The 20,586-nt window shown below is 45.4% G+C and carries 19 protein-coding genes and 1 pseudogene; 12 read left to right on the top strand and 8 right to left on the bottom strand.

Going from position 1 to position 20,586, the window contains the following annotated elements; translation table 11 throughout:
* Nucleotides 1-51 precede the first annotated feature (51 nt).
* The 5 genes and pseudogenes from LZ23_RS19670 to LZ23_RS19690 form a co-directional block, all read right to left on the bottom strand.
* Nucleotides 52-1,425, bottom strand: a complete 1,374-nt coding sequence (locus LZ23_RS19670; protein ID WP_045216986.1) for a PFL family protein — start codon at nt 1,423-1,425, stop codon at nt 52-54.
* 1 nt (nt 1,426) lies between these two features.
* Nucleotides 1,427-1,972, bottom strand: a complete 546-nt coding sequence (locus LZ23_RS19675) for a glycine cleavage system transcriptional repressor (RefSeq protein ID WP_045216988.1) — start codon at nt 1,970-1,972, stop codon at nt 1,427-1,429.
* Nucleotides 1,973-2,010: 38 nt separating this feature from the next.
* On the bottom strand, nt 2,011-2,598 hold the full coding sequence (locus LZ23_RS19680) for a hypothetical protein (RefSeq protein WP_045216989.1): 588 nt from the start codon (nt 2,596-2,598) through the stop codon (nt 2,011-2,013).
* Between the two features lie 154 nt (nt 2,599-2,752).
* Complete coding sequence (locus LZ23_RS19685) at nt 2,753-3,376, bottom strand: hypothetical protein (protein WP_045216991.1); 624 nt, start codon at nt 3,374-3,376, stop codon at nt 2,753-2,755.
* Nucleotides 3,377-4,089: 713 nt separating this feature from the next.
* Nucleotides 4,090-4,656, bottom strand: a pseudogene (locus tag LZ23_RS19690) (peptide-methionine (S)-S-oxide reductase); the annotation flags it as partial.
* Nucleotides 4,657-5,333: 677 nt separating this feature from the next.
* Here LZ23_RS19690 and cutA point away from each other — a divergent pair.
* The 12 genes from cutA to pal all read left to right on the top strand — a co-directional run bounded on the left by cutA (nt 5,334) and on the right by pal (nt 15,936).
* A complete protein-coding gene (gene cutA, locus LZ23_RS19695; RefSeq protein WP_045217072.1) occupies nt 5,334-5,654 on the top strand; it encodes a divalent-cation tolerance protein CutA in 321 nt (106 codons plus the stop codon).
* A 404-nt stretch (nt 5,655-6,058) separates the two neighbouring features.
* The gene (locus tag LZ23_RS19705; RefSeq protein WP_045216995.1) at nt 6,059-7,141 is read left to right on the top strand and encodes a phosphotransferase family protein; all 1,083 of its coding nucleotides are present in this window, start codon (nt 6,059-6,061) and stop codon (nt 7,139-7,141) included.
* A 259-nt stretch (nt 7,142-7,400) separates the two neighbouring features.
* Entirely contained in the window at nt 7,401-7,985 is a 585-nt protein-coding gene (locus LZ23_RS19710; RefSeq protein ID WP_045216997.1) for an adenylyl-sulfate kinase, read from the top strand.
* 407 nt (nt 7,986-8,392) lie between these two features.
* Nucleotides 8,393-9,724 carry a tRNA (N6-isopentenyl adenosine(37)-C2)-methylthiotransferase MiaB gene (miaB, locus tag LZ23_RS19715; protein ID WP_052507549.1) on the top strand — a complete coding sequence of 444 codons (1,332 nt, stop codon included), beginning with the start codon at nt 8,393-8,395 and terminating at the stop codon, nt 9,722-9,724.
* The gene (locus LZ23_RS19720) at nt 9,724-10,218 is read left to right on the top strand and encodes a bifunctional nuclease family protein (RefSeq protein WP_045216999.1); all 495 of its coding nucleotides are present in this window, start codon (nt 9,724-9,726) and stop codon (nt 10,216-10,218) included. The genes miaB and LZ23_RS19720 overlap by 1 nt, the downstream gene beginning before the upstream one ends.
* Before the next feature lie 24 nt (nt 10,219-10,242).
* A complete protein-coding gene (locus tag LZ23_RS19725) occupies nt 10,243-10,908 on the top strand; it encodes a histidinol phosphate phosphatase domain-containing protein (protein ID WP_045217000.1) in 666 nt (221 codons plus the stop codon).
* A 37-nt stretch (nt 10,909-10,945) separates the two neighbouring features.
* Entirely contained in the window at nt 10,946-11,728 is a 783-nt protein-coding gene (locus LZ23_RS19730; RefSeq protein WP_045217001.1) for an NAD-dependent deacylase, read from the top strand.
* 20 nt (nt 11,729-11,748) lie between these two features.
* Entirely contained in the window at nt 11,749-12,447 is a 699-nt protein-coding gene (locus LZ23_RS19735) for a MotA/TolQ/ExbB proton channel family protein (RefSeq protein WP_045217003.1), read from the top strand.
* A 139-nt stretch (nt 12,448-12,586) separates the two neighbouring features.
* Nucleotides 12,587-12,994 carry a biopolymer transporter ExbD gene (locus LZ23_RS19740; RefSeq protein ID WP_045217004.1) on the top strand — a complete coding sequence of 136 codons (408 nt, stop codon included), beginning with the start codon at nt 12,587-12,589 and terminating at the stop codon, nt 12,992-12,994.
* 4 nt (nt 12,995-12,998) lie between these two features.
* A complete protein-coding gene (locus LZ23_RS19745; protein ID WP_045217006.1) occupies nt 12,999-13,820 on the top strand; it encodes an energy transducer TonB in 822 nt (273 codons plus the stop codon).
* 12 nt (nt 13,821-13,832) lie between these two features.
* Nucleotides 13,833-15,179 carry a PD40 domain-containing protein gene (locus LZ23_RS19750; protein WP_045217007.1) on the top strand — a complete coding sequence of 449 codons (1,347 nt, stop codon included), beginning with the start codon at nt 13,833-13,835 and terminating at the stop codon, nt 15,177-15,179.
* Between the two features lie 160 nt (nt 15,180-15,339).
* A complete protein-coding gene (gene pal / locus LZ23_RS19755) occupies nt 15,340-15,936 on the top strand; it encodes a peptidoglycan-associated lipoprotein Pal (RefSeq protein ID WP_045217009.1) in 597 nt (198 codons plus the stop codon).
* A gap of 269 nt (nt 15,937-16,205) precedes the next feature.
* Here pal and LZ23_RS19760 read toward each other — a convergent pair whose 3' ends face one another.
* From LZ23_RS19760 to LZ23_RS19770, 3 genes are all read right to left on the bottom strand, one after another.
* Complete coding sequence (locus LZ23_RS19760) at nt 16,206-17,390, bottom strand: efflux RND transporter periplasmic adaptor subunit (protein ID WP_045217010.1); 1,185 nt, start codon at nt 17,388-17,390, stop codon at nt 16,206-16,208.
* A 115-nt stretch (nt 17,391-17,505) separates the two neighbouring features.
* Nucleotides 17,506-19,866 (bottom strand): ABC transporter permease, encoded by a 2,361-nt coding sequence (locus LZ23_RS19765; protein ID WP_045217012.1) that lies wholly within the window; start codon nt 19,864-19,866, stop codon nt 17,506-17,508.
* The gene (locus tag LZ23_RS19770) at nt 19,863-20,576 is read right to left on the bottom strand and encodes an ABC transporter ATP-binding protein (protein WP_045217013.1); all 714 of its coding nucleotides are present in this window, start codon (nt 20,574-20,576) and stop codon (nt 19,863-19,865) included. The genes LZ23_RS19765 and LZ23_RS19770 overlap by 4 nt, the downstream gene beginning before the upstream one ends.
* Between the last annotated feature and the right edge of the window lie 10 nt (nt 20,577-20,586).

A 20,586-nucleotide genomic window follows, 5' to 3' on the forward strand; every position in this document is an offset into this window, starting at 1 on the left:
CTTCAGCCTTCAGCCTTCAGCCTTCAGCCTTCTTCCTTCAGCCTTCTTCCTTCAATTATTAAGGCTTTGCAAAGGTGCCGGAATCAAACCTCCACGCTGAATAAAACCTGAAGAACCATTATTGCAGCCAGGGTCCATGATTGCAGCTTCACCAAGAAGGCCTCCAAACCAGGCTCTGTCTCCGGTCTTTTTGCCCGGAACAGGTATCAGCCTGGCAGCGGTGGTCTTTTTGTTTATTACCCCAATGGCCATTTCATCAGCAATAATTCCGGACAATGTTTCTGCTGAAATTTCCCCTGGCAGAGCCACCATATCTAAGCCCACCGAACATACTGATGTAAGGGCCTCAAGCTTGTTAAGACTTAGCTTTCCTGATTCAGCGGCCTGTGCAATATTAAGATCCTCACTAACAGGAATAAATGCACCACTTAGTCCCCCGACATATGAACTGGCAAAGGCTCCTCCTTTTTTTACGGCATCATTAAGCATGGCAAGTGCAGCTGTACTGCCGGGGGAACCGATGGAATCAAGACCAAGAGACTGAAATATTTCTCCAACACTGTCGCCAACATTGGGTGTAGGTGCGAGAGACAAATCAAGTATACCGAAGCTGACCCCAAGCCTTGAGGCAACCTCTCTGCCGATCAACTCTCCTGCACGGGTAACCTTGAAAGCTGTCTTTTTAATGACTTCCGCCAGATTCCCCAGATTACTTTGAGGATCAGCCTCTAATGCCCTGTCAATGGCTTTTTTTACAACACCTGGACCACTTACTCCCACATTGATAACAGAGTCCGGTTCCCCGGTGCCGAGATAGGCTCCGGCCATAAAAGGCACATCCTGAGGAATATTGGCAAACACACACAGCTTGGCACAGGCAAGACCGTCCTTATCTTTGGTCAGCTCAGCAGCACGCTTTATGGTTTTGCCCATAAGATAAACAGCATCCATATTAATTCCAGCCTTGGTTGAGGCAACATTCACAGAAGCACAGACCCTTGATGTCCTGGCAAGGGCCTCAGGGATAGCCTCAATAAGGGCGTTATCGCCCAAAGCCAGCCCCTTTTCCACCAGAGCTGAAAAGCCGCCAATAAAATCGACATTCACCTCCCGCGCTGCTTCATCAAGGGTTTGAGCAGCGAGAACCATTTCCTCGGGACTGAACGGCGCTCCAACTATGGCCATAGGACTTATGGAAACTCTCTTATTAACCACTCTCAGCCCGTACTTTTCTCCAACCTCATCACAGATCTGCACAAGCAATCTGGCTTTGGATACAATTTTGGCAAAGACTTTTTCCCGCATAATTCCAGCATCGTGAGATACGCAGTCAAACAGTGAAACTCCGAGAGTAATGGTTCGAACGTCAAGATTTTCGTTTTTGACCATCTCTATAAAGGCCAGAACTTCTTTATGACTAAGCATTTTATATCCTGTGGATTGATTCAAAAATATCCTGATGCTGAAGGCTGAGTTGCAGGCCCAGCTGCCTTGCAGCCCGCTCCAGTTCAAGTCGCATTTCTGATATGACAATTTTGGAAGGCACGTCCATTTCAATGATAATAACTATCTTTTCTGGATAAAGGTCGCTGCGATTGATGGCTTTGATCGAAGTGATATTGCATCCGTATTGACTGATTCCTCTGGTCAGGGCAGCTATCTGGCCTTTGTGGTCAGGACCAATGGCCACTGCAACAAAAGGATCTGATACCGGCAAAAATACACAGTCAGTATCCATACGTTTCAGTCTTACGCTGAGTCCATCCGGTTCAAGCTCTGTCTTGAGACACTTGTAGAGATTGTCCTGCACACCAGGCGGTATGGAAAAAATAAATATAGCAGCAAACTCTGTCTGCAGCACTGTCTGGGTTAAGTCTTCTATGTTGCAGTCATGATCTGTAAGGATCCCGCTTACTTTTGCAACTATTCCCGGACGGTCACATCCAAGTACTGACAATACAAACTTATTCATCAAAAAAGCGCTCCTCCCTGACACTGTATTGCCAGCAATTACCTGCGATCAATATCCACACGAAAATTAAATGTCAAAACCCCTACAGGAGTAAGGCCGATATCAAAGCCCACCCGCTTCCAGGAAAGACCCACCACCGGCATGGCGTATCCACTGACATCCATGATGCTCGGAAGATTATCCTTGTAACCGTAAAGCAGACCTAATTTATATCCGGCATCAAAACGCACATCAGGACTGATCTGTCTGGTGTAAACTTCTCTGGACAAGCCCACAGTGTAGGTCCGGTCATCATGACTGTTGATAAAGGTTCCTGCGTTAACCCCTTTGTACTGAATTCCCAGCAGATGATTATGTTCGTTATTTCTTCCACTGCCGAAAATATCACCTGAACCATCCATGTGGATACTCCACATGCCCATAGTCAGGGCATCCCTGGCAGAACGGCCTTTGAGCCAGGTCCACCAGCTGTCAAGGTCATCATCATTTTCCGACAGCGAAAGGCTGTAATAATTCTCCTGCTCTAAAACATAATCTGGGGCATGCTGTGAATCAAAAGCCATACTCCTGGCAGGAAAAAAAAACCACAAAAGCAAAGCAAACATGATCAAACCTTTGGCGCGCAAATTAGCCTCCAGGATTACCTGTTTTGTTTATTACCATCCACCTTGCTGTTAGCAACACTAAAACATGCCCGGTTTATCAAACATGCAAAGAGCTACTGTATAGCCTGAGCATGTCCTGAGGTCAATTCCATGGAAGGGAACTGAAATGGTTGCTTTAAAACCTGTAACGCAACCCTAAAACATAAAAGTCAGAAGCCCCTCTGATACCACCGAACAGTCCATACACACCAGAACGATGATGAATTTTATATACCAGGCTGTACCTTGGGTGATCAGGCAGGGTAAAAGCCAACTCTACGGTTAGATAGTTCAAAAACTGCCGGGACTTGCCCCGACTTTGAACTTCACGCTTCGACAGCCTGGAAGTCCAGGACAGTCCATCTCCTACAGCAAGAGAAGTATGCAGAAAATTGTTCCATGGGAAATGATCATAACGCAGCAAAATAGCCAGAACATATTCTTCATAGTTTTGTCGCCCATGGTCATGCTTTCCGTGGTGCGCCACAAACATGCCTTCGGCTTCCAGTGCAAAGTACTGCCAGAAACTATGAATCTTTCTTGAAAGACCAAGTCCGTGCATATACTTTTTCTCCATTTCTCCTGGTATGTTGAATGTGGTCTGTCCAAAGGTACGGCTGGTATAAAGCCCGGAATACAGACTCAAAGCCCAGGTAAATTCCTCATTGGGGTTGGAACCGGCAGGTTTTTCATCATTGGCAAGACAGGGTGTTAAATAAAATGAAAGGATAGCAGTGAGACAAACAATCTTCCAAAACACAAGTCTCTCCTTTAGTAACTTACCGTTTCAATCCTGCAGAAAAAATAACAAGAAAGTTTTTTAACCTTGAAAGAGCAATAATGCCAAGGAACCTTATTCTTCAGACTTCAACCTTCAGCCTTCAGCCTTCAGCCTGAAAAGCCCAGTTATAGCCACAACTTAACGATGCTTGTTTAATTTAGGTTGCGGGTACAATCCGCGTTAGTAACTTACCGTTTCAATCCTGCAGAAAAAATAACAAGAAAGTTTTTTAACCTTGAAAGTGCAATAATGCCAAGGAACCTTATTCTTCAGCCTTCAACCTTCAGCCTTCAGCCCTCAGCCTGAAAACTACGGTTATCACCCCGACTTAACGATCCTTTTTTAAATTGGGTTGTGGGCACAGCCCGCTCCTCATGAAATATTCTATACCATGAAAGTGCAGCAGTAAATAAAGATTTTACCTCCAGGATTAACAATACAGCGACATTTTGCCTACATTTTAGCCTCGGCCGCAGGGGACAGGCACTTTTGCCGACCTCCAACCGTAAAAAAGCCGGACTTTCTGGCAGCAAAAGAGCCAGTCCCCTATCAGCTTAAACAAAGTGTCGCTATAGTGATGCAGACATTCACCTCTTCAAAAGATGAAGTAAAGAATTATTCACCAGCATAGTCAAAAGACAGGTGGAAGTATTTGCCCGGACACGTCCCAAGACAGCTAATGCAAGCAGAAGCTATCCCGAAATTTCACGCATTCTTAGCCTTTCCAGGAGAAATATACCGGCTTGTTCTGAAAGACCAAGGTCAAAGAGTACGCTTTGAAGTAATCCGGAATGACCATACCCGCCCAGAAAACCGTTCACTCTGGCCACAGCTGTTGATCTTACCAGCCTTGTAAATTCTGGATAAATGACCTGATATTCCTGCATAAGCTCAGCATGACGCTGCAGATAAAACTTCTGATGGTAATTTTCAGCAGCAAAAAATGCAGTAAACTCGGCAATCTCAGTTCTGACGGTCCCCGGCATAGCCTCCACAGCCCGGGCTAAACTCTGTTTCTGTTCTTCAGAGTGGTAAAATACACCATTCATATACTGCCTCGACCATGGTTGTGCAGTGTAATCGTGCTCCTGGAAAAATATACGCAGAAGCTTATCATAAGAAATGATACTCGGGTCAAACTCTATCTGTATGCTTTCCATGTGATCACCAATGCGGTGATAGGTTGGGTTGACAGTTGTTCCCCCGCAATATCCTACCAAGGTAGAATATACCCCCTCAATAACGCCAAAACTGGCGTCCGGCCCCCAGAATCAGCCCAGGGCAAAGGTTGCTCTTTCTAATTTTTCCGGCCTTGTCTTATCAATTTCAGGATATAAACGGTTTTCATATTTATTTTCTGCAGTATTGAATAACATATTTCCCCCTTTCTGATTTCAAGATATTTTCTCCAGTTTTATTATCACTACAGCGACGTTTAGTGTTGATTACAACCTCAAACGCCGGTGTCATACACTTTTGCGGAACTTAAACCATTCAACAGCCTGACTATCCGGCGACAAAAGAGCCAGTCCCTTTCCAGCTTAAATAAGGTGTCGTTGCAGTGTTATGGGCAGAATCCCTTTGATTGCAGGATACCTTAATAACTTACCGCCTCAACCCTGAAGCAAAAAAAAGTTTTTTTAAATCCTCCACCTGACAAAAGCAATAATGCCCAGTCTTCAGTCTTCAGTCTTCAGCCTGAAAAACAGGGGTTGTCGCCCCAACTTAACGATTCTTGTTTAAATTGGGCAGTGACCACAGCCCGCATCAGTAAATGATCATTGACCGAAACCTGACCATAGACAGAAGCAGGAAAATATGAAACAAAAAACAGCAACACTTGGATGCGTGAGGGCTTACTATTTTTAAAGCAAACCAGCACACAATGCAGCAGGGAGCATTAAATGCTGCTGTAGTGCTGAAGGAGTTTTTTCAAATGTCATATTCATTTGCTTATATCACAGCTGCGGATCTCGCTGAAGCACAAAAAATTGGCAGCACGCTTGTAGACAAGCAGCTCGCTGCTTGCGTCAATATTTTTGAAAACATGCAGTCCATGTACAAATGGAAAGGCAAAGTTGAAACTGACAGGGAAACCGTCCTTGTTGCCAAAACAACTGACTCATTAAAAGAGGCCTTGCTTCAGGAAGTCAAGCAAATTCACAGCTATGAATGTCCCTGCGTGGTTTTCCTGCCAGTCACAGGGGGCAACCCGGACTTTCTGGACTGGATTAAACAGGAAACCATTGAAAAATAATGTTCTTGATTGAATATGCAGTCAGACCGGGAGCATTTCGAGCCTCTCAAAAACTGAAAACTTAAACTTGCCAGTCATAGCTATTTTAAAGCTTTTCACCCGGGGGGACCTGGACCGAACCTGCGAGTAACTGAAAATGAGTCTCATCTATGGACATTGGGACAGTCCCCGCGAGGAAACGTTAAAAAGTTTGATACTGCATAGGTTTCTGGCAAAAATCGATTTTAATGAAATAATTTACATAGCGAGGGACAGTCCCTGTGCCAAGCGCAAAGTACCCATCTTTGACGGAACTTTTTTGGTAATTGTAAGTGAATCTTAAGGAAAAATCGTAAAAAACTGACAACCATAACAACTTGAAATAATTGACATAAAAATGTAGTTACTTAAAAGGAAGGTCAATAATGCTTGATATGAAACTTGAAAATCTTGAAAACTACCTCAAAGCCATTCTACCCGGAAATGTAGAACTCACCGGAGTTGGAGAAATAGGTTCTTTGGATGAGCAGGGCATGAAAGACTTTGGCTACGGCAAGCCCATGCTGGTTAAATTTCAGCAGGATGGACAGCCAAAACAGGCAGTTATTTCAGCCATGAAAGGAGATAAGTACGGTCATCAATTTTACTGGGACAGAGCAGCCATACTCATGTTTCAATACGAAACCGGCAATCTTATGGAAAAACATGTTAATCCCATGGGAATGGGCTACATTGACGAGTCCGGAACCCTTGTTCCTGTTAAAGACGTTAAGGAGTTTTTTATCCTTAATGAAAAAGTTGAAGGCAATGACTATTTTCTGGATCTTGAGAGGATTAAGGATAAAGGTATTGAAGATAAGGACATACAGCTCACTAAAGAATTTGCTCGCTGGCTGGCCAGAGTGCATTCAGTCAAAAGCCCGGAGACTGACCTGTACGAACGAAGAATACGCCAGCTGTTAGGAGATTCCGAGTGCATCTTTGGCATCCTTGACGGTTACCCCCATCCCTACGAGCATTTTCCTGCAGAGCGCTGTATTGCACTGGAGCAGAAACTTGTCAGCTGGCGCTGGAAACTCAGAAATTACAGTCATCGCCTGAGTGATGTTCATGGTGATTTTCATCCATGGAATGTTCTAATCAAAGATGATGGCGATTTTTATGTGCTGGACAGGAGTCGGGGCAGATGGGGCGATCCTGCTGATGACGTCTCAACCATGACCTGCAACTATTTATTATACTCTCTTTATTCCGGACCTGAACTTAAAGGTGACTTTGAAACTCTTTACTTATCTCTTTGGGATACTTATCTTGAAGCTACCAATGACCGGGAAATACTTGAAGTTATTGCCCCTTTCTATGTATTCCGAGGATTAGTAATTGCCTCTCCCCAATGGTATCCCGGGCATCCCCTGGAAGTCAGGCAGGCATTGTTTCGCTTCATGGAAGGAATCCTGGATGATGATGTTTTTGACTACAAAAATATTAATCGCTATCTGAGAGGATAATGCATGTGGAGGTGGCTCCCAGCGCTTTTTTAGTTATTTACTCTTTTAACCCTGTCATAAAAAATTGTTATCAGTTAATTGTTGAAGAACAAGAGCCTGAATTTACTCCCTTACCCTGATAACAATTAACAAATAACAGATAACTGGGCTGCGGGCACAGCCCGCTTTAGACTGCAGACTTCATTGATAAAGGCAGTTACTTATCGGTTTGGTCCCGAGCCGCCAGGGTAAACCGCATACAGCAAAGGACTTAAGTCAGATGACTATACATTCCGCATCAAAGGGACAGGCAGCCTGGTTTACCGGACTGCCCGGATCAGGCAAAAGCAGCATAAGCCGAAAAGTTTATGAAAGGCTTAAAGAGCAAGGTCTTTATGCTGTTCACCTGCAAATGGATCAACGCCGCAAAGAATACTTCCCTGAACCGAGCTACACAAGCGAAGAAAGAAAAAAGGCTTACCAGCTTTTTGCAGAAGAAGCAGCTGATCTTGCAGGACAGGGCCACTTTGTTATTATGGACGCAACTGCTCCCAAAAAAACAATGCGAGACATGGCCCGAAACCTTATTTCCCGGTTTATAGAAATACACATAGCCTGCTCCTTAGAGACTGCGATGCAGCGTGAGTCTAAACGCCCTGAAGGTCTTGTCATGGCGGATCTTTATACCAAGGCTTTGGAAAGAAAAAAAACTGGCAAGGATTTCTCAGGCTTAGGTCAGGTAATTGGAGTTGATGTCCCTTTTGAAAAAGATCCCAATGCTGAATGCGTCATAGAAAATGATGATCTGACGCTGGAACAGGCGGTTGAAAAGGCTCTTGAGTGTATTAAAGCTAAGCTGGAGTAGCAGTTGAGATTGCCCGCAACTCAAGCTGATTAGATCAATATTCAGGATGGAAAAGGCTGAAGGCAAAAGGCTGAAGGCAAAAGGCTGAAGGCTGAAGACATTGGACATTGGACTTTAGCGACTTACTCCTGAAACCCAGTCATAAATAACAAGAAAATTTGAACCGCAAAGGCGCCAAGATCTCAAAGCTAAAGACAGTAGCTTTTTTTTGAAAACCGGGCTTCGGTTCTCAAACAGGCAGCCTTTTCATTTGCCGTTCCCCGGCAAATGAAAAAACTTCTTTCTTCCTTTGCGTCCTTAGCGTCTTGAGTGAGTCTTCGAACGGGCGGTTAATTTTTTTTGGGGGGTTGCTGGCAAAGCCCGCATTAGACTATATACCTTGGCCAAAAGATAAGCAGTTAACTATAATGAAGTATCAGATACTAACCTTTGGCTGTCAGATGAATGTCTCCGATTCTATCTGGCTTGAACAGGCCCTTAACGCACAGGGGCATGTCGTGGCTGAGCAGGAAGACGAAGCTGAGTTTTTCATCGTCAATACCTGCAGTGTCAGGGAAAAGCCTGAACAAAAGGTTTACAGTCTTCTTGGCAGACTAAGAGATCAATACGAACGTAATCCTGCGGTGTTTGTCTGTGTTGGCGGTTGCGTTGCTCAACAGGTGGGCACAGGTTTTCTGGAACGTTTTCCTTTTGTACGCCTGGTTTTCGGACCTGATGGTCTGGTTATGGTTCCATCAGCCCTGCAGCGTCTTCTGGACCATGATAAACTCAAACTGAGTCTTCTGGACTTTTCTGAGCATTATCCGCAGCGTGACAATTATCTGCCTGATACCCTGCCTCCTCAGGCTTATGTCAATATTATGCAGGGCTGTAACAATTTTTGTGCTTACTGCATCGTTCCTTACACCCGTGGGCGACAAAAATCCAGGGCTGCACAGGATATAGTTCAGGAATGTCAGGAACTTATAGCAAGAGGAGTCAAGGAAATCACCCTTCTTGGGCAAAATGTTAACAGTTATGGACAGGATAATCATGCAGAAGATGTAACATTTGCACAACTCTTAGAACTCATTGATGCCTTGCCGGGGCTGAAAAGGTTGCGTTTTACCACGTCACACCCCAAAGACATGAGCTCAGATGTAATCAACTCCTTTAAAAGCCTGCACAACCTCTGTCCTTCGCTTCACCTTCCCCTGCAGTCAGGTTCAGATAATATCCTCAAGGCCATGGGCAGAAAATACAATCAGAAACAATATCTTAATCTTATTGACATGTTGCGTGAGGCTTGCCCTGATATAACCATGACCACCGACCTGATGGTAGGTTTTCCCGGCGAGACGGATGGTGACTTTCAGGACACCCTGCATGTCATGAACCGGGTAGGTTTTGATTCAAGTTTTTCTTTTAAGTACTCTGACCGTCCCGGTGTCAGATCGGCTCAAATGGAGCCTAAAATTTCCGAAGCAGTCAAGACAGAGCGACTTCAGATCCTTCAAAAATTACAGGAAGACTGGACATTGAAAAAATTACAGTCCAGAATAGGACGTAAAGATGAGATTTTGATTGAGGGACTGAGCAAAAAGCAGGCCCCCGAAGCTGTATTCTGGAAAGGAAGAGATTCCGGAGGAAGAGTGGTAAATATTCTTTTCAACACTTCTGAAGATCAGACTGGACGGATAGTTGAAGTCATCTTCACCAGGGCCAAAAAACATTCTTTAGAGGGGGAAGCATTATTATGATGATAAAAATGGAAGTTTTCGGACTGGCTATGGATGAAAAAACCAATATGCCATTGGTGATCCTTAAAGACAGCACTGATAAATATATTCTGCCCATCTGGATCGGGGCCATGGAAGCCATGGCTATTTCTCTGCCTCTTAAAGGCATGACTTTGCCCCGACCCATGACTCATGATCTGTTTCTCAATTCGCTGGAACAGCTCAATGCAGAGCTCCAGCATGTTGAGGTCAGCGAGATCAAGGACTCGACCTACTACGCAGTAATTGTTCTTACTCATGGTGACAAGGAGTTCCGGGTAGACAGCAGACCTTCTGACGCCATTGCCATGGCAGTGCGGGCCAAGGCTCCCATCCTGGTTAATAAAACTATCCTGGAACAGATTATGAAAGAAAATAACGGTGATTATCAGGTGGTTTTAAACGACGAAGAAGGCAAAAAATGGACAGAAATACTCGAAAAATATAGCCTTGATGACACCAAGTACAAGATGTAAAATTTTTTCCAGCGGAGATTGCAATTGATAGACCTTCACATGCATACTGTTTACAGCGACGGGGAGCTTATCCCTGCAGAACTGGCTAGACGAGCTAAAGCCATTGGATATAAGGCCATTGCCTTCACCGACCATGCAGACCATTCCAATGTTGAGCATATTCTCTCCAACCTGCAGAAAATGGTCAATGATTATTCGCTTTATACTGAAATTGAAATTCTTGCCGGAGTTGAACTGACTCATGTACCTCCGGCCCTTATTCCCCAGCTCATGGACACAGCCAGAAATCTTGGTGCCCAGATAGTTGTCGTGCACGGGGAGACCATTGTTGAGCCTGTTGCCGCAGGTACAAATCATGCAGCAATTATGGCCGGGGTGGACGTGCTGGCCCATCCAGGCTTGCTGACTCCACAAGACGCCTCGCTTGCTGCAGACAAAGGAGTTTATGTGGAAATAACTACACGAAAGGGGCACAGCCTGACCAATGGTCATGTTTTATCCATGGCGAGAAAATATGGATTTAAACTGGTTATCAACAATGATGCCCATGCCCCGGGAGATCTTGTAAGCAAGGAAATGCGCTACAAAATCGCTCTTGGAGCCGGCATGAGTGAACAGGAGTATCTTCAGGCTGAACAAAACTCTCTTGACATCCTGGCCAAAGCAGGTTCTACACGAATAGCGAAATAGTTTTGATTTTAACTGGAAGACCTTAGACCTAAAAAACATGAAAGATTACCAGAAACAACTTTGCACAAAGGCTGCTCAAGCCCTGCAAAAATCCCATTTTGCCATTGCCATGACCGGAGCCGGCATATCAGTACCCAGCGGTATTCCTGATTTTAGAAGTCCTGGAGGATTATGGTCAAAATTTGATCCGGAATCAGTATGCTCTGAATGGGCTCTGAGAAACAATCAGGCTGGAGTGTGGGAGTTTCTACTGGATGCTGTTAAAATGTTTGCCCAGGCAAAACCTAATCCAGCCCACCGCGCCCTGGCTGGTCTTGAAGATACAGGAATAATCAAGGCAGTCATTACCCAGAACATTGATAACCTGCATCAGGAGGCAGGAAGCAAGGAAGTTGTTGAATTTCACGGAGGTTGCGGGTCTTTTTTCTGCAATTCATGCGCTAAAACCTATCCATCTGTCATGGCCTTAGATCTTACAAAGAATGATATCCCCTGGCTGTGCATGGATTGCCAGGGCATCATTCGGCCAGCTGTGGTTTTCTTTGGTGAAAGCATTCCTGAACAGGCTATGTATAAAACCCGTGAATATGCAGACAAGACGGATCTTGTAGTGATCATCGGCACATCCGGCGAAGTAGCTCCAGCCAATATTATACCAACCCTGGTCAAAAACAATGGCGGCACTGTGATAGAAATCAATCTCGGCTCCACGGCCTACGACGGTTTGTCTGATATCAAACTGGACATGCCTGCAGAAATCGCCCTTCCAGAAATTTTAAGCAAAATAGAACACCATATATTAACAAATAACACAAGCTAAGCATAAAAAGGCCTGAACGTATGAATACCTTAATTCCAGAGCAGGGTCTCTGGTCCATGGTGGTCCAGTCATCCCTGCTGATACAGTTCATCATGCTTGTTCTTTTAATTATGTCTGTGTCCAGTTGGACCATAATTATATTCAAATTTATTACCTTCAAGCGTTTCAGATCTGTAGTTCAGGAACAAATAGAAAACTTTGACCGGGCCGCTGATCTGGCTGAAGCCATGAAATCATCGCGCCAGAGTGCTCATTCGCCCCTTTATGAAATTGGCCTGGCTGCTCTCAAGGAAATTCAGAAACTGGAAAAAAGTAATCTCTCTGCCAGTGTCAAGTTTCGCATAGCTGAGGACAATGTGCGACGAGTGTTGCGCCAGGGTGTGAGTTCTCATTTGAAAAGACTTGCCTCATCTTTGACTTTTCTGGCCATTTGCGCCAACTCATCCCTGCTTATAGGCCTGCTCGGTACGGTCTGGGGCATTATGAATTCATTTCATTCCATTGGGGTGCAAAGAGGTGCTACACTGGCTACAGTGGCTCCAGGCATATCTGAAGCTCTTATTACTACTGCATTCGGGCTGGTAGTTGCAATCCCGGCTACCATATTTTATAATCTTCTATGGGAAAGGCTCAACAACATTCAATCCGATCTTATTGATTTTGCCGGATCTTTTTTGAACCGGGCCCAGCGTGAACTGCCCTGGATGGAAAAAAAATAATAGTCTTGCCTTTTTTAAGGTAAGCAGGGGACAGGCACTCCGGGCCCCATGCTACATCCAACGGTCTAAACTATTACGAAATAAGTAAACCACCGGGCAGAAAAATATCTGACTCTCATGTTGCTTTGGAGGAAAAATCATGGATTTTGATCCCCTGGGTAAGGGATTTATTACCCAGACTAATGTTACTCCCATTGTGGATGTAATGCTTGTTTTGCTCATTATTTTCATGATCACTGCTCCTATGCTCACCCAGGGTCTTGAGGTTGATCTGCCAAGAACCACAACCGTTGAAACCCTGCCACAAGATCATGACAACTTAGTCATCAGCATAGACCGGGAAAATAAAATCAGTATTGATGAGTATGAAGTGGAATTAAGTCAGATAGCTACGCATTTGGAAAGAATAGTTCAGGACCGGGACAGACTTGTCTACCTGCGGGCTGACGAAGTGGTTCCATACGGACTTGTGGTTAATGTAATGTCAAGAATTAAAGAAGCTGGAATAGACCGACTTGGAGTTGTTGCCCTCCCTGAAGAGGACTGACACTATGCAATTAGCCTCGTTCCTGGTCTCTATTACAGTGCATCTAATTTTCATCATTGTTTCGGTTACTTATACCGGCATTACAAAACAGCACCCCATTGACCTTGACCGCAAGGTACACATGGTGGAGCTTGTATATATGGCTGAACCAGAACCAGCACCTGTTCCTGACCCACCTGCCCCTGCAGCACCAGACCCTCCGGCACCTCCTGAACCATCTCCTCCTCCGGAACCAGAGCCAGTGCCTGAACCTGAACCTGCAGAAGTGGAAATACCTCAGGATCCAACACCTGAACCCAAGCCGGAACCAGAGCCGCAGCCTGAGCCTGAGCCAGCTCCCAAACCTGAGCCTCCACCCGAGCCTGCTCCTGCGCCAGAGCCCCCCCCTGAGCCAGCACAGGATAAAACTCCTTCAGCAGAGGAGCGGCTGGCTCAAGAGCTTGCAGCCCTTAGAGAAGACGTTGAAAGACAGGCCCAGGGACAGGCTCCAAGAGAGCAGGCCGGACTTCAGGAAATTTATGCAGCAAGAGCCGAAAGGCTGATCAAACGTAACTGGAGATACCCGAGAATCGGAGGTTCTTCCAACCTTGTGGTTAGAATTGAGGTTGGCATAGATCAGACCGGGAGGATTATCAGTTCCCGTGTAGTCCGAAGCTCAGGCAGAGAGGATTTTGACCATTCAGCCCTGCGAGCCATTGAGGATACCGCACAACTGCCTGAACCACCTACAACAAGAATCAGAACACTGATAATTGACTTCAACCTCCAGGACCTGCGCAGCCAAACAGAAATTACGCTTATAGCCCACTTAGATCTCAAAAAATAATAAGGTTAAAATATGCTTATAAAAAAAATTCTTCCCAAACAACTTACTTTTTTAATCGTGTTGAGCGTTTTACTGCTCATGTCCAACTCATCTCTGCTGGCCCAGGAAAGCCTTAAAATTGACATCTTCGGACCAGGTCAAGACCAGATCAATATTTTCATTGCACCTGCTCTGCCCCTTGGCCATGACGTTTTCCAGGATAATGAGCATCCTGAACGTATCCGCAATCTGTTACGACAGAACTTACGCCTGCTGCCCTTTCTGAGAGATACCCGTGACGCTGAAATTCTTGGAGGCCCTGAAGTGGCTGGGGTTCGTGGAGCAGATATTGATTTTCGAAAATTCAATCTTTCCAGGGTTGATATGCTCATTACTATTGGCGTGGATCAGCAGGCTGGGCTGCCAGGGTCTGTGGAGCTCAGGGCCTTTGAGGTGTTTGGGCAACGTATGGTCCTGGGAAAAGCCTATACGGTTCACGAACCCGATCAAATTCATCTGATGGTGCGTCGCTTTTGTGCCGAACTTATGGATTACCTCACCGGTCATGGTGGCTTTTTCCAGGCAAAGATCGCATTTGAGCGCAAACATGATGATATAAAGGAAATCTGGACTGTTACTCCTTTGGGGCATGACCTTAGAAGGATCACCAGTCTGAATGCCATAGCACTAAGTCCTGAGTGGTCTCCTGACAGTGAAAAAATCGCCTTTACCCTGCTCAAGGACAACAGAAACTCTCTTGGAGTCTGGACAAGGAGCACAGATGAAGTCAGTGTATATAATTTACCTGGCAATACAGTCATATCCCCTGCTTTTGCTCCAGACGGAAGACTCAGCGTGAGCATTGATCCCATGGGAAGACCGGACATTTACTGGTTAGACAGAGATTTTCGCATGGACAAAGCAATAATGGAACATTGGGCCATAGATGTTTCGCCCAGCTTTGATCGTTCTGGGAATAAAATGGCCTTTGCATCTGGCCGCCTCGGTAATCCTCATATCTTTGTTATTAACCTGGCCACCAACCAGGTACAAAGGGTTACTTATGATGGCAGATACAATACCAACCCAACCATTAGTCCTGATGGTCGATATGTCGCGTTTACAAGGCAAACTCCGGATGGACACCGAATATTTCTGACCGATCTCGAAACAGGGAGAGAAAGACAGTTGAGCTTTGGTCCAGGCAATGATGAGGACCCAAGCTTTGCTCCAGACGGATACTTTATTGCCTTTTCATCCAATCGAGATGGACGCTACAGGCTTTACCTGACTACCCGCAACGGCGACTCTCCAATAATTATACCTACAGGCGACGGACATGCCACTGCCCCAGCCTGGGGAAGAGAGCCTGAATTTTAGGCAAGGCTGAAGGCTGAAGAGGGAAGGGAAGAGATGGCTACAGGTTTATTCTCGCACCAAGACTGGAGCGATCCAAATGCTATGATCCTGCATTACAGAATTTTTTGTTTTTATCCATACCCGTGTTTTAAACTACGATTAGAATGTACAGGAGGAAGTTATGAATCAGAAGAGGTATTTTATTTTGCTGGCTTTGCTCGCTGCCTTGGTCTTAAGCTTTGGTTGCGGCAAACAAACTGTAGATACCCCCCGGGACCCTCACGCTCAGTTGAGCGAAGAGGAACGCGCAAGACTGGCTGAAGAACAAAGAAGACAGGAGATGGAACGGCAGGCCCTTGAAGAAAGAAGACTGCAGGAGGAAAGGCTGGCCCGGGAACGAGACCGCGTAAGCGATGAGCAGCTTCTTGAAGAGGTTATTGATGTCATTCTGGCTACTCGCATCCACTTCGCGTTTGATTCTTACGAACTAAACCAGGAAGCAAGGTCGGAACTCCAGAAGATTGCCGAGAATTTGAAAAAATTCGACACTTTGCGCTTAGTCATTGAAGGACATTGCGACGAAAGAGGTACAGCCGAATACAACCTTGCCCTTGGCGAAAGAAGAGCAAGAGCAGCCTACGAGTTTCTGATCCTGCTGGGAGTACCTTCTCAGCGATTGCAGATCATAAGCTACGGCGAAGAAAGGCCCTTGGATCCTCGTTCCAATGAAAGTGCCTGGGCTCAGAACAGAAGAGCCGAGTTCAAAATTCTCCAATAGATAACGCTACAGCACCGCTTATACATTGACTGGGGACTGGCTTTTGCACAACTTATTTTTCTGACATTTAATCATGATGGATAGATAAGTTTCTGAGTACCGGTCCCCTCATTGGAGCCTGCATCCCGCAGAAGGTTAAAACTTAGACGACTGGATTCTGCCTCCCCATAAAGTCCAGTCCCCCTCCGGGCTGTATGCCTCCGGGCAGGAAGCCGTGCCATGTGAGAATAGAGACCAGATATCTATCCAAATTTATTTGCTGACAAGATCTACCTGACCTCAATTTTTTGCCCATCGTGCAAATTATCCCCTGGATGATTAACTATAAGTTCTCCTGGTTCCAAGCCTTCTTCAATCATGGTAAACAAACCGCTGCGCGTTCCCGGTTCTACTGCCCTGAAAAAAATTCTGTCCTCAATTATGACAAAAACAGTCCATTTATCATCCTGCCTGAACAATGCACTGGTTGGAATGTAGACTGCGTCCTGGTATCTTGAAATAATAAACCTGGCCTCAACGCGGTAACCGTACCCCAAGCTCTGCCAATCATCTCTTGGGGTATTAAGAGTAATATAGACCGGCACCCGTTGCTCATCAACACCGAGAGCGGAAACTTTTGTAAACCCTGTAGGTTCTATCATTCTGACCACACCCGTTAATGCCTGCTCACCACCCCAGTGCTCTATGATAACCTCCATGCCGGGTTTTATTCTGACTGCTTCTACTGACAAAAGATCAACCCTGACTTCCAACTGATTCAAATCAGCTATTTTAAGAATGGACTCCCCGGAGATAACAGGCCCTTCCTGGTAACGTTCTCGCCCTATTATAACCCCGGAGACAGGTGATTTTATATACAGAAAACTGTTTTCACCAAACCTTGATCCAGCGGCAATATCCAGCACAGCCCTGGCGTTACTGACTTCATATCCAGCTGCTTTAACGTTATGAAAAATTGCCCTAAGGCCGGCCTGACTCTGATAGAATGCAGCTTCATATCTGTCCATTTGTGCCTGAGAAATCAAATTTTGCTCAAAGAGAAGCTTGTTCCTCTGATATTCCTTAACAATCAGGCTGTGCTCATGTCTGGCTGACTCACTGGTCTGAATCATGGCCTTGTATCTTGATTCAGCAGCTTCAAGATTATGCAGGGCCTGTTGATGAGCTCTAAGGTCAAGAGCCTGAACCGGAGCAGGTTCAACGCTGAACAGCTTTTGGCCCTGCTGAATATTATCCCCGACTTCAAGATCAATTCTTTGCATAAAACCATTAAGAGGTGCAGAGATTTTATACGTGTGTCTGAGAGATGTTACGCCTTCATCTTCTGTAAACTCAATAAATTCTCCTTTTTGCACCGATAGAACATTTACTTGAGGAGGTGAAGGAAGCAAAAAATAAATCAGCACACCAGTTAGACCAGCAAAAAAAAGAAACATTATTATTTTTTTCAGCATTATTTTATATCCTCATGCTTCAGCCTCCGGCCTTGAGCCTTCAAAGTCAAGTTATTGCTACAACTTAACGATCCTTGTTTAAGTTGAGTTGTGGGCACATCCAGCGTTAGAAACACTATTCCGCCTTCAATGCCTCAACCATATCAAGCCTGTTTAAACGGCGCTTAATAAAAAAAACTGACAACAATGCCGCACACAAAACTCCTGCTGCTGAAAAGGCAAAAATGTCAAGAGTAAGCACAAAAGGCAGTCTAAACAGATCCGTTGCCATCATTTGATTCAAAAAGTATGAAAAGCAAATTCCAATACCCCATCCTGCGGGGATGGAAATAATACACAAAATAACCATTTCACCGATTAGAATCCATGAAATCTCGCCCATGGTAAAACCGAGAACTCTCAGAGTTGCAAGTTCACGAATTCTTTCAGCAAAGGCAATGCGGGCGTTGTTGTATACTACTGCAAAAACTATAGAACCTGAAAGCACGAGCAATATAAACATGAAAAACAGTATAGTAGTATCTATATATCCCCTGATATTCTGCTCTGCCTTGGAAAGTTGTGAGATACCTGCAACTTTGGGGATCTGGCCCAACCTGGCAAACAGCTGGTCATTGAGTTGTGTGTCAGTCAGCATCCAGGCTCCTGAAATAGCCGGGGCCTCGCGCATAAGCTTATTCAGTGCAGGCCTGTGCATATAGACATTCACACCAATGGGCTCCTGAACTGTTCCTGCAACAGAGATATCATAAATTCCGCGCCGGCCTTCCATAATCTCCACCTGAATCACATCGCCAATAGTGACTTCCAGGTATTCAGCAAGATAGTTAGAAATAAGCAGGCCATCCAGGGGTACTTCTACAGGCTGGTAATCATTGTCAAGAATTGATCTGAGCACTGGCTGCTGATTTACACCTGAGATATTTGTTCTGAACTGGGACCGATTATGTATGAGCCTCACCGGCACATCACGATAAGGCTCAACATACATTACTCCTGGAAGGATAGAAAGCCCGGCTACAGCGCTCAGGGAAGCAGGCTCGTCAAACTCCACCTGAACGTCCATCTTCAATATAAGGTTGTATTGTGTATCCAGCATGTGGTTCACAGACCCGAATTGGAAACTGCCAAGAACAAGAAGTGACCCGGCAAGGCCAATACCAAGTATGGACATACGTGTCTTGGCGCGTTGCCTCGTTAGATTTCTAATAATTATCCTGGTTGGCTGGTGTATAAATTTACTAAGCAAGGGTGAGTCCATAACCCCTTTTGTAAATTTTTCTGGAGCAGGTGGCCGCATGGCTTCAGCGGGTGGTCTGTTCACAGCTTCCATGATTGCGCGAACAGTGCCGAGCAATCCGGCTCCAAACGCAACAGACACAGCTGCAACAATAAACTCAACCCGCATTTTAAATGAGAGTTCCGGAAATCTGAAATATTCTGCATATAGAACTGCCATTGCCTCGGCAGCCCACATACCAAGCAGTGTTCCAAGCAGAGAACCGGCAACAATAATTATGCAAGTCAGCTTAATGAAATGGAAACCAATGGTATGGTTTTGATAACCAAACGCTTTTAATACAGCAATCTGCTGTCTCTGGGTTCTGACTATCCTTGCCAGTAATACATTCAGCAGAAAAGCGGAAACACTCAGAAAAATGGCTGGAAGGACCACTGTCATCACGCGCAACTGATCAATTTCCTGATCAAGAAAACGGTGTGACAGCTGATCAATCCGTTGGTAAGCACCCACTGATCCGTAAGGCTCAAGCAGAAGATCAAGAGCATCAATGATGGAGTTCTTATTGGCTCCAGCCTGTACTGACAAGATCAGACTGTTAAAGGCGCCTTCCATGTTGAATGCCCCGGCAAGAGCCTTGCGATTCATCCAGATAATGGCGTAGCGCTCATAGTCAGGAATGATGTCTGCCGGGCCCACCTGATATATATACTCCGGTGAAAGTCCGATGCCTGAAATGGTCAGATTCTGCATTCTCCCCCGGATTACGGTCTTGAATGTGTCACTTACTTTTAGTCCGTGCGCATTGGCAAACGACTCGCTGACAACTACCCGGTGATCACAATGTGCTGGCGGCAGAACCCCTTGATGGATATGCAGCTGATTAAGCAAAGGTTGACGACCGTCCGGGATAGATAAAACTGTGCCTCGTATGGGATCGTTAAACCCAGAAACTTCAATTCTTACCGGGGCTACAACCCTTGTCTCCACGATATTAACGCCCGGAATACGGGCAGCGCGCTCAGCTAAAAGTTCCGGCGCTCTTGTAACTTCTGTGAAAATATGTGCAAAGTGGTTGGAGAGGTAGAAATCATCACGGGATTGCCTGATGGAATCAAGTGTTGTAGCAAACAGGATTAAAACCATTACACCTGAGCCAACAACTACAGCAATGGAAGCAGCCTGAGCCTTGAAGTTGAGTAAGTCTCGCGCAAGCTTACGGTTAAGTACGCTCACCACTCAAGTTCCTCAGGAGAAGCTCTGTGCTCATTGGTAATTATCCCGGATATGCGTCCATCACTTATCCTTACGATGCGATGAGCCATTTTACCAATAACCTCATTATGAGTTATCACTACTGTAGTAGTTCCAATGCCGGCATTGACCTGCTGGATAACATCAAGTACCTTGATGCCTGTCCTGGAGTCTAACGCCCCTGTAGGTTCATCACACATTAAAACAGTGGGTTTTTTGGCAATGGCCCGAGCTATAGCAACGCGCTGCTGCTCGCCTCCTGACATTTGTGCAGGAAAGTGATGCAGACGGTCTTTTAAACCCACCATGCTCAGAGCATCACCGGGATCCATGGGATCAGAACATATTTCAGTTACAATGGATACATTTTCTAAAGCAGTCAGGCTGGGGATAAGATTGTAAAACTGAAAGACAAAGCCAATATGTTCTCTGCGAAAACGCGTCATTTGACGGTTGTTGGCAAATGACAGGCGATTTTCATTAAAATAAACATCACCCTCTGTTGCAGAGTCAAGCCCCCCAATTATGTTGATAAGAGTTGACTTTCCTGAGCCTGAAGCTCCGAGCAGAACTATGAGCTCACCCGGGTAAAGCTTTAGATCAACTCCACGCAAAGCATGGATCTGCACTTCACCCATGGTGTAGACCTTGGTTAGTCCTTTTATCTTAAAAATGGGGTATCTCTTCTCCACATTATTTTAC

The organism is Desulfonatronovibrio magnus, assembly GCF_000934755.1.
Lineage (GTDB): Bacteria > Desulfobacterota > Desulfovibrionia > Desulfovibrionales > Desulfonatronovibrionaceae > Desulfonatronovibrio > Desulfonatronovibrio magnus.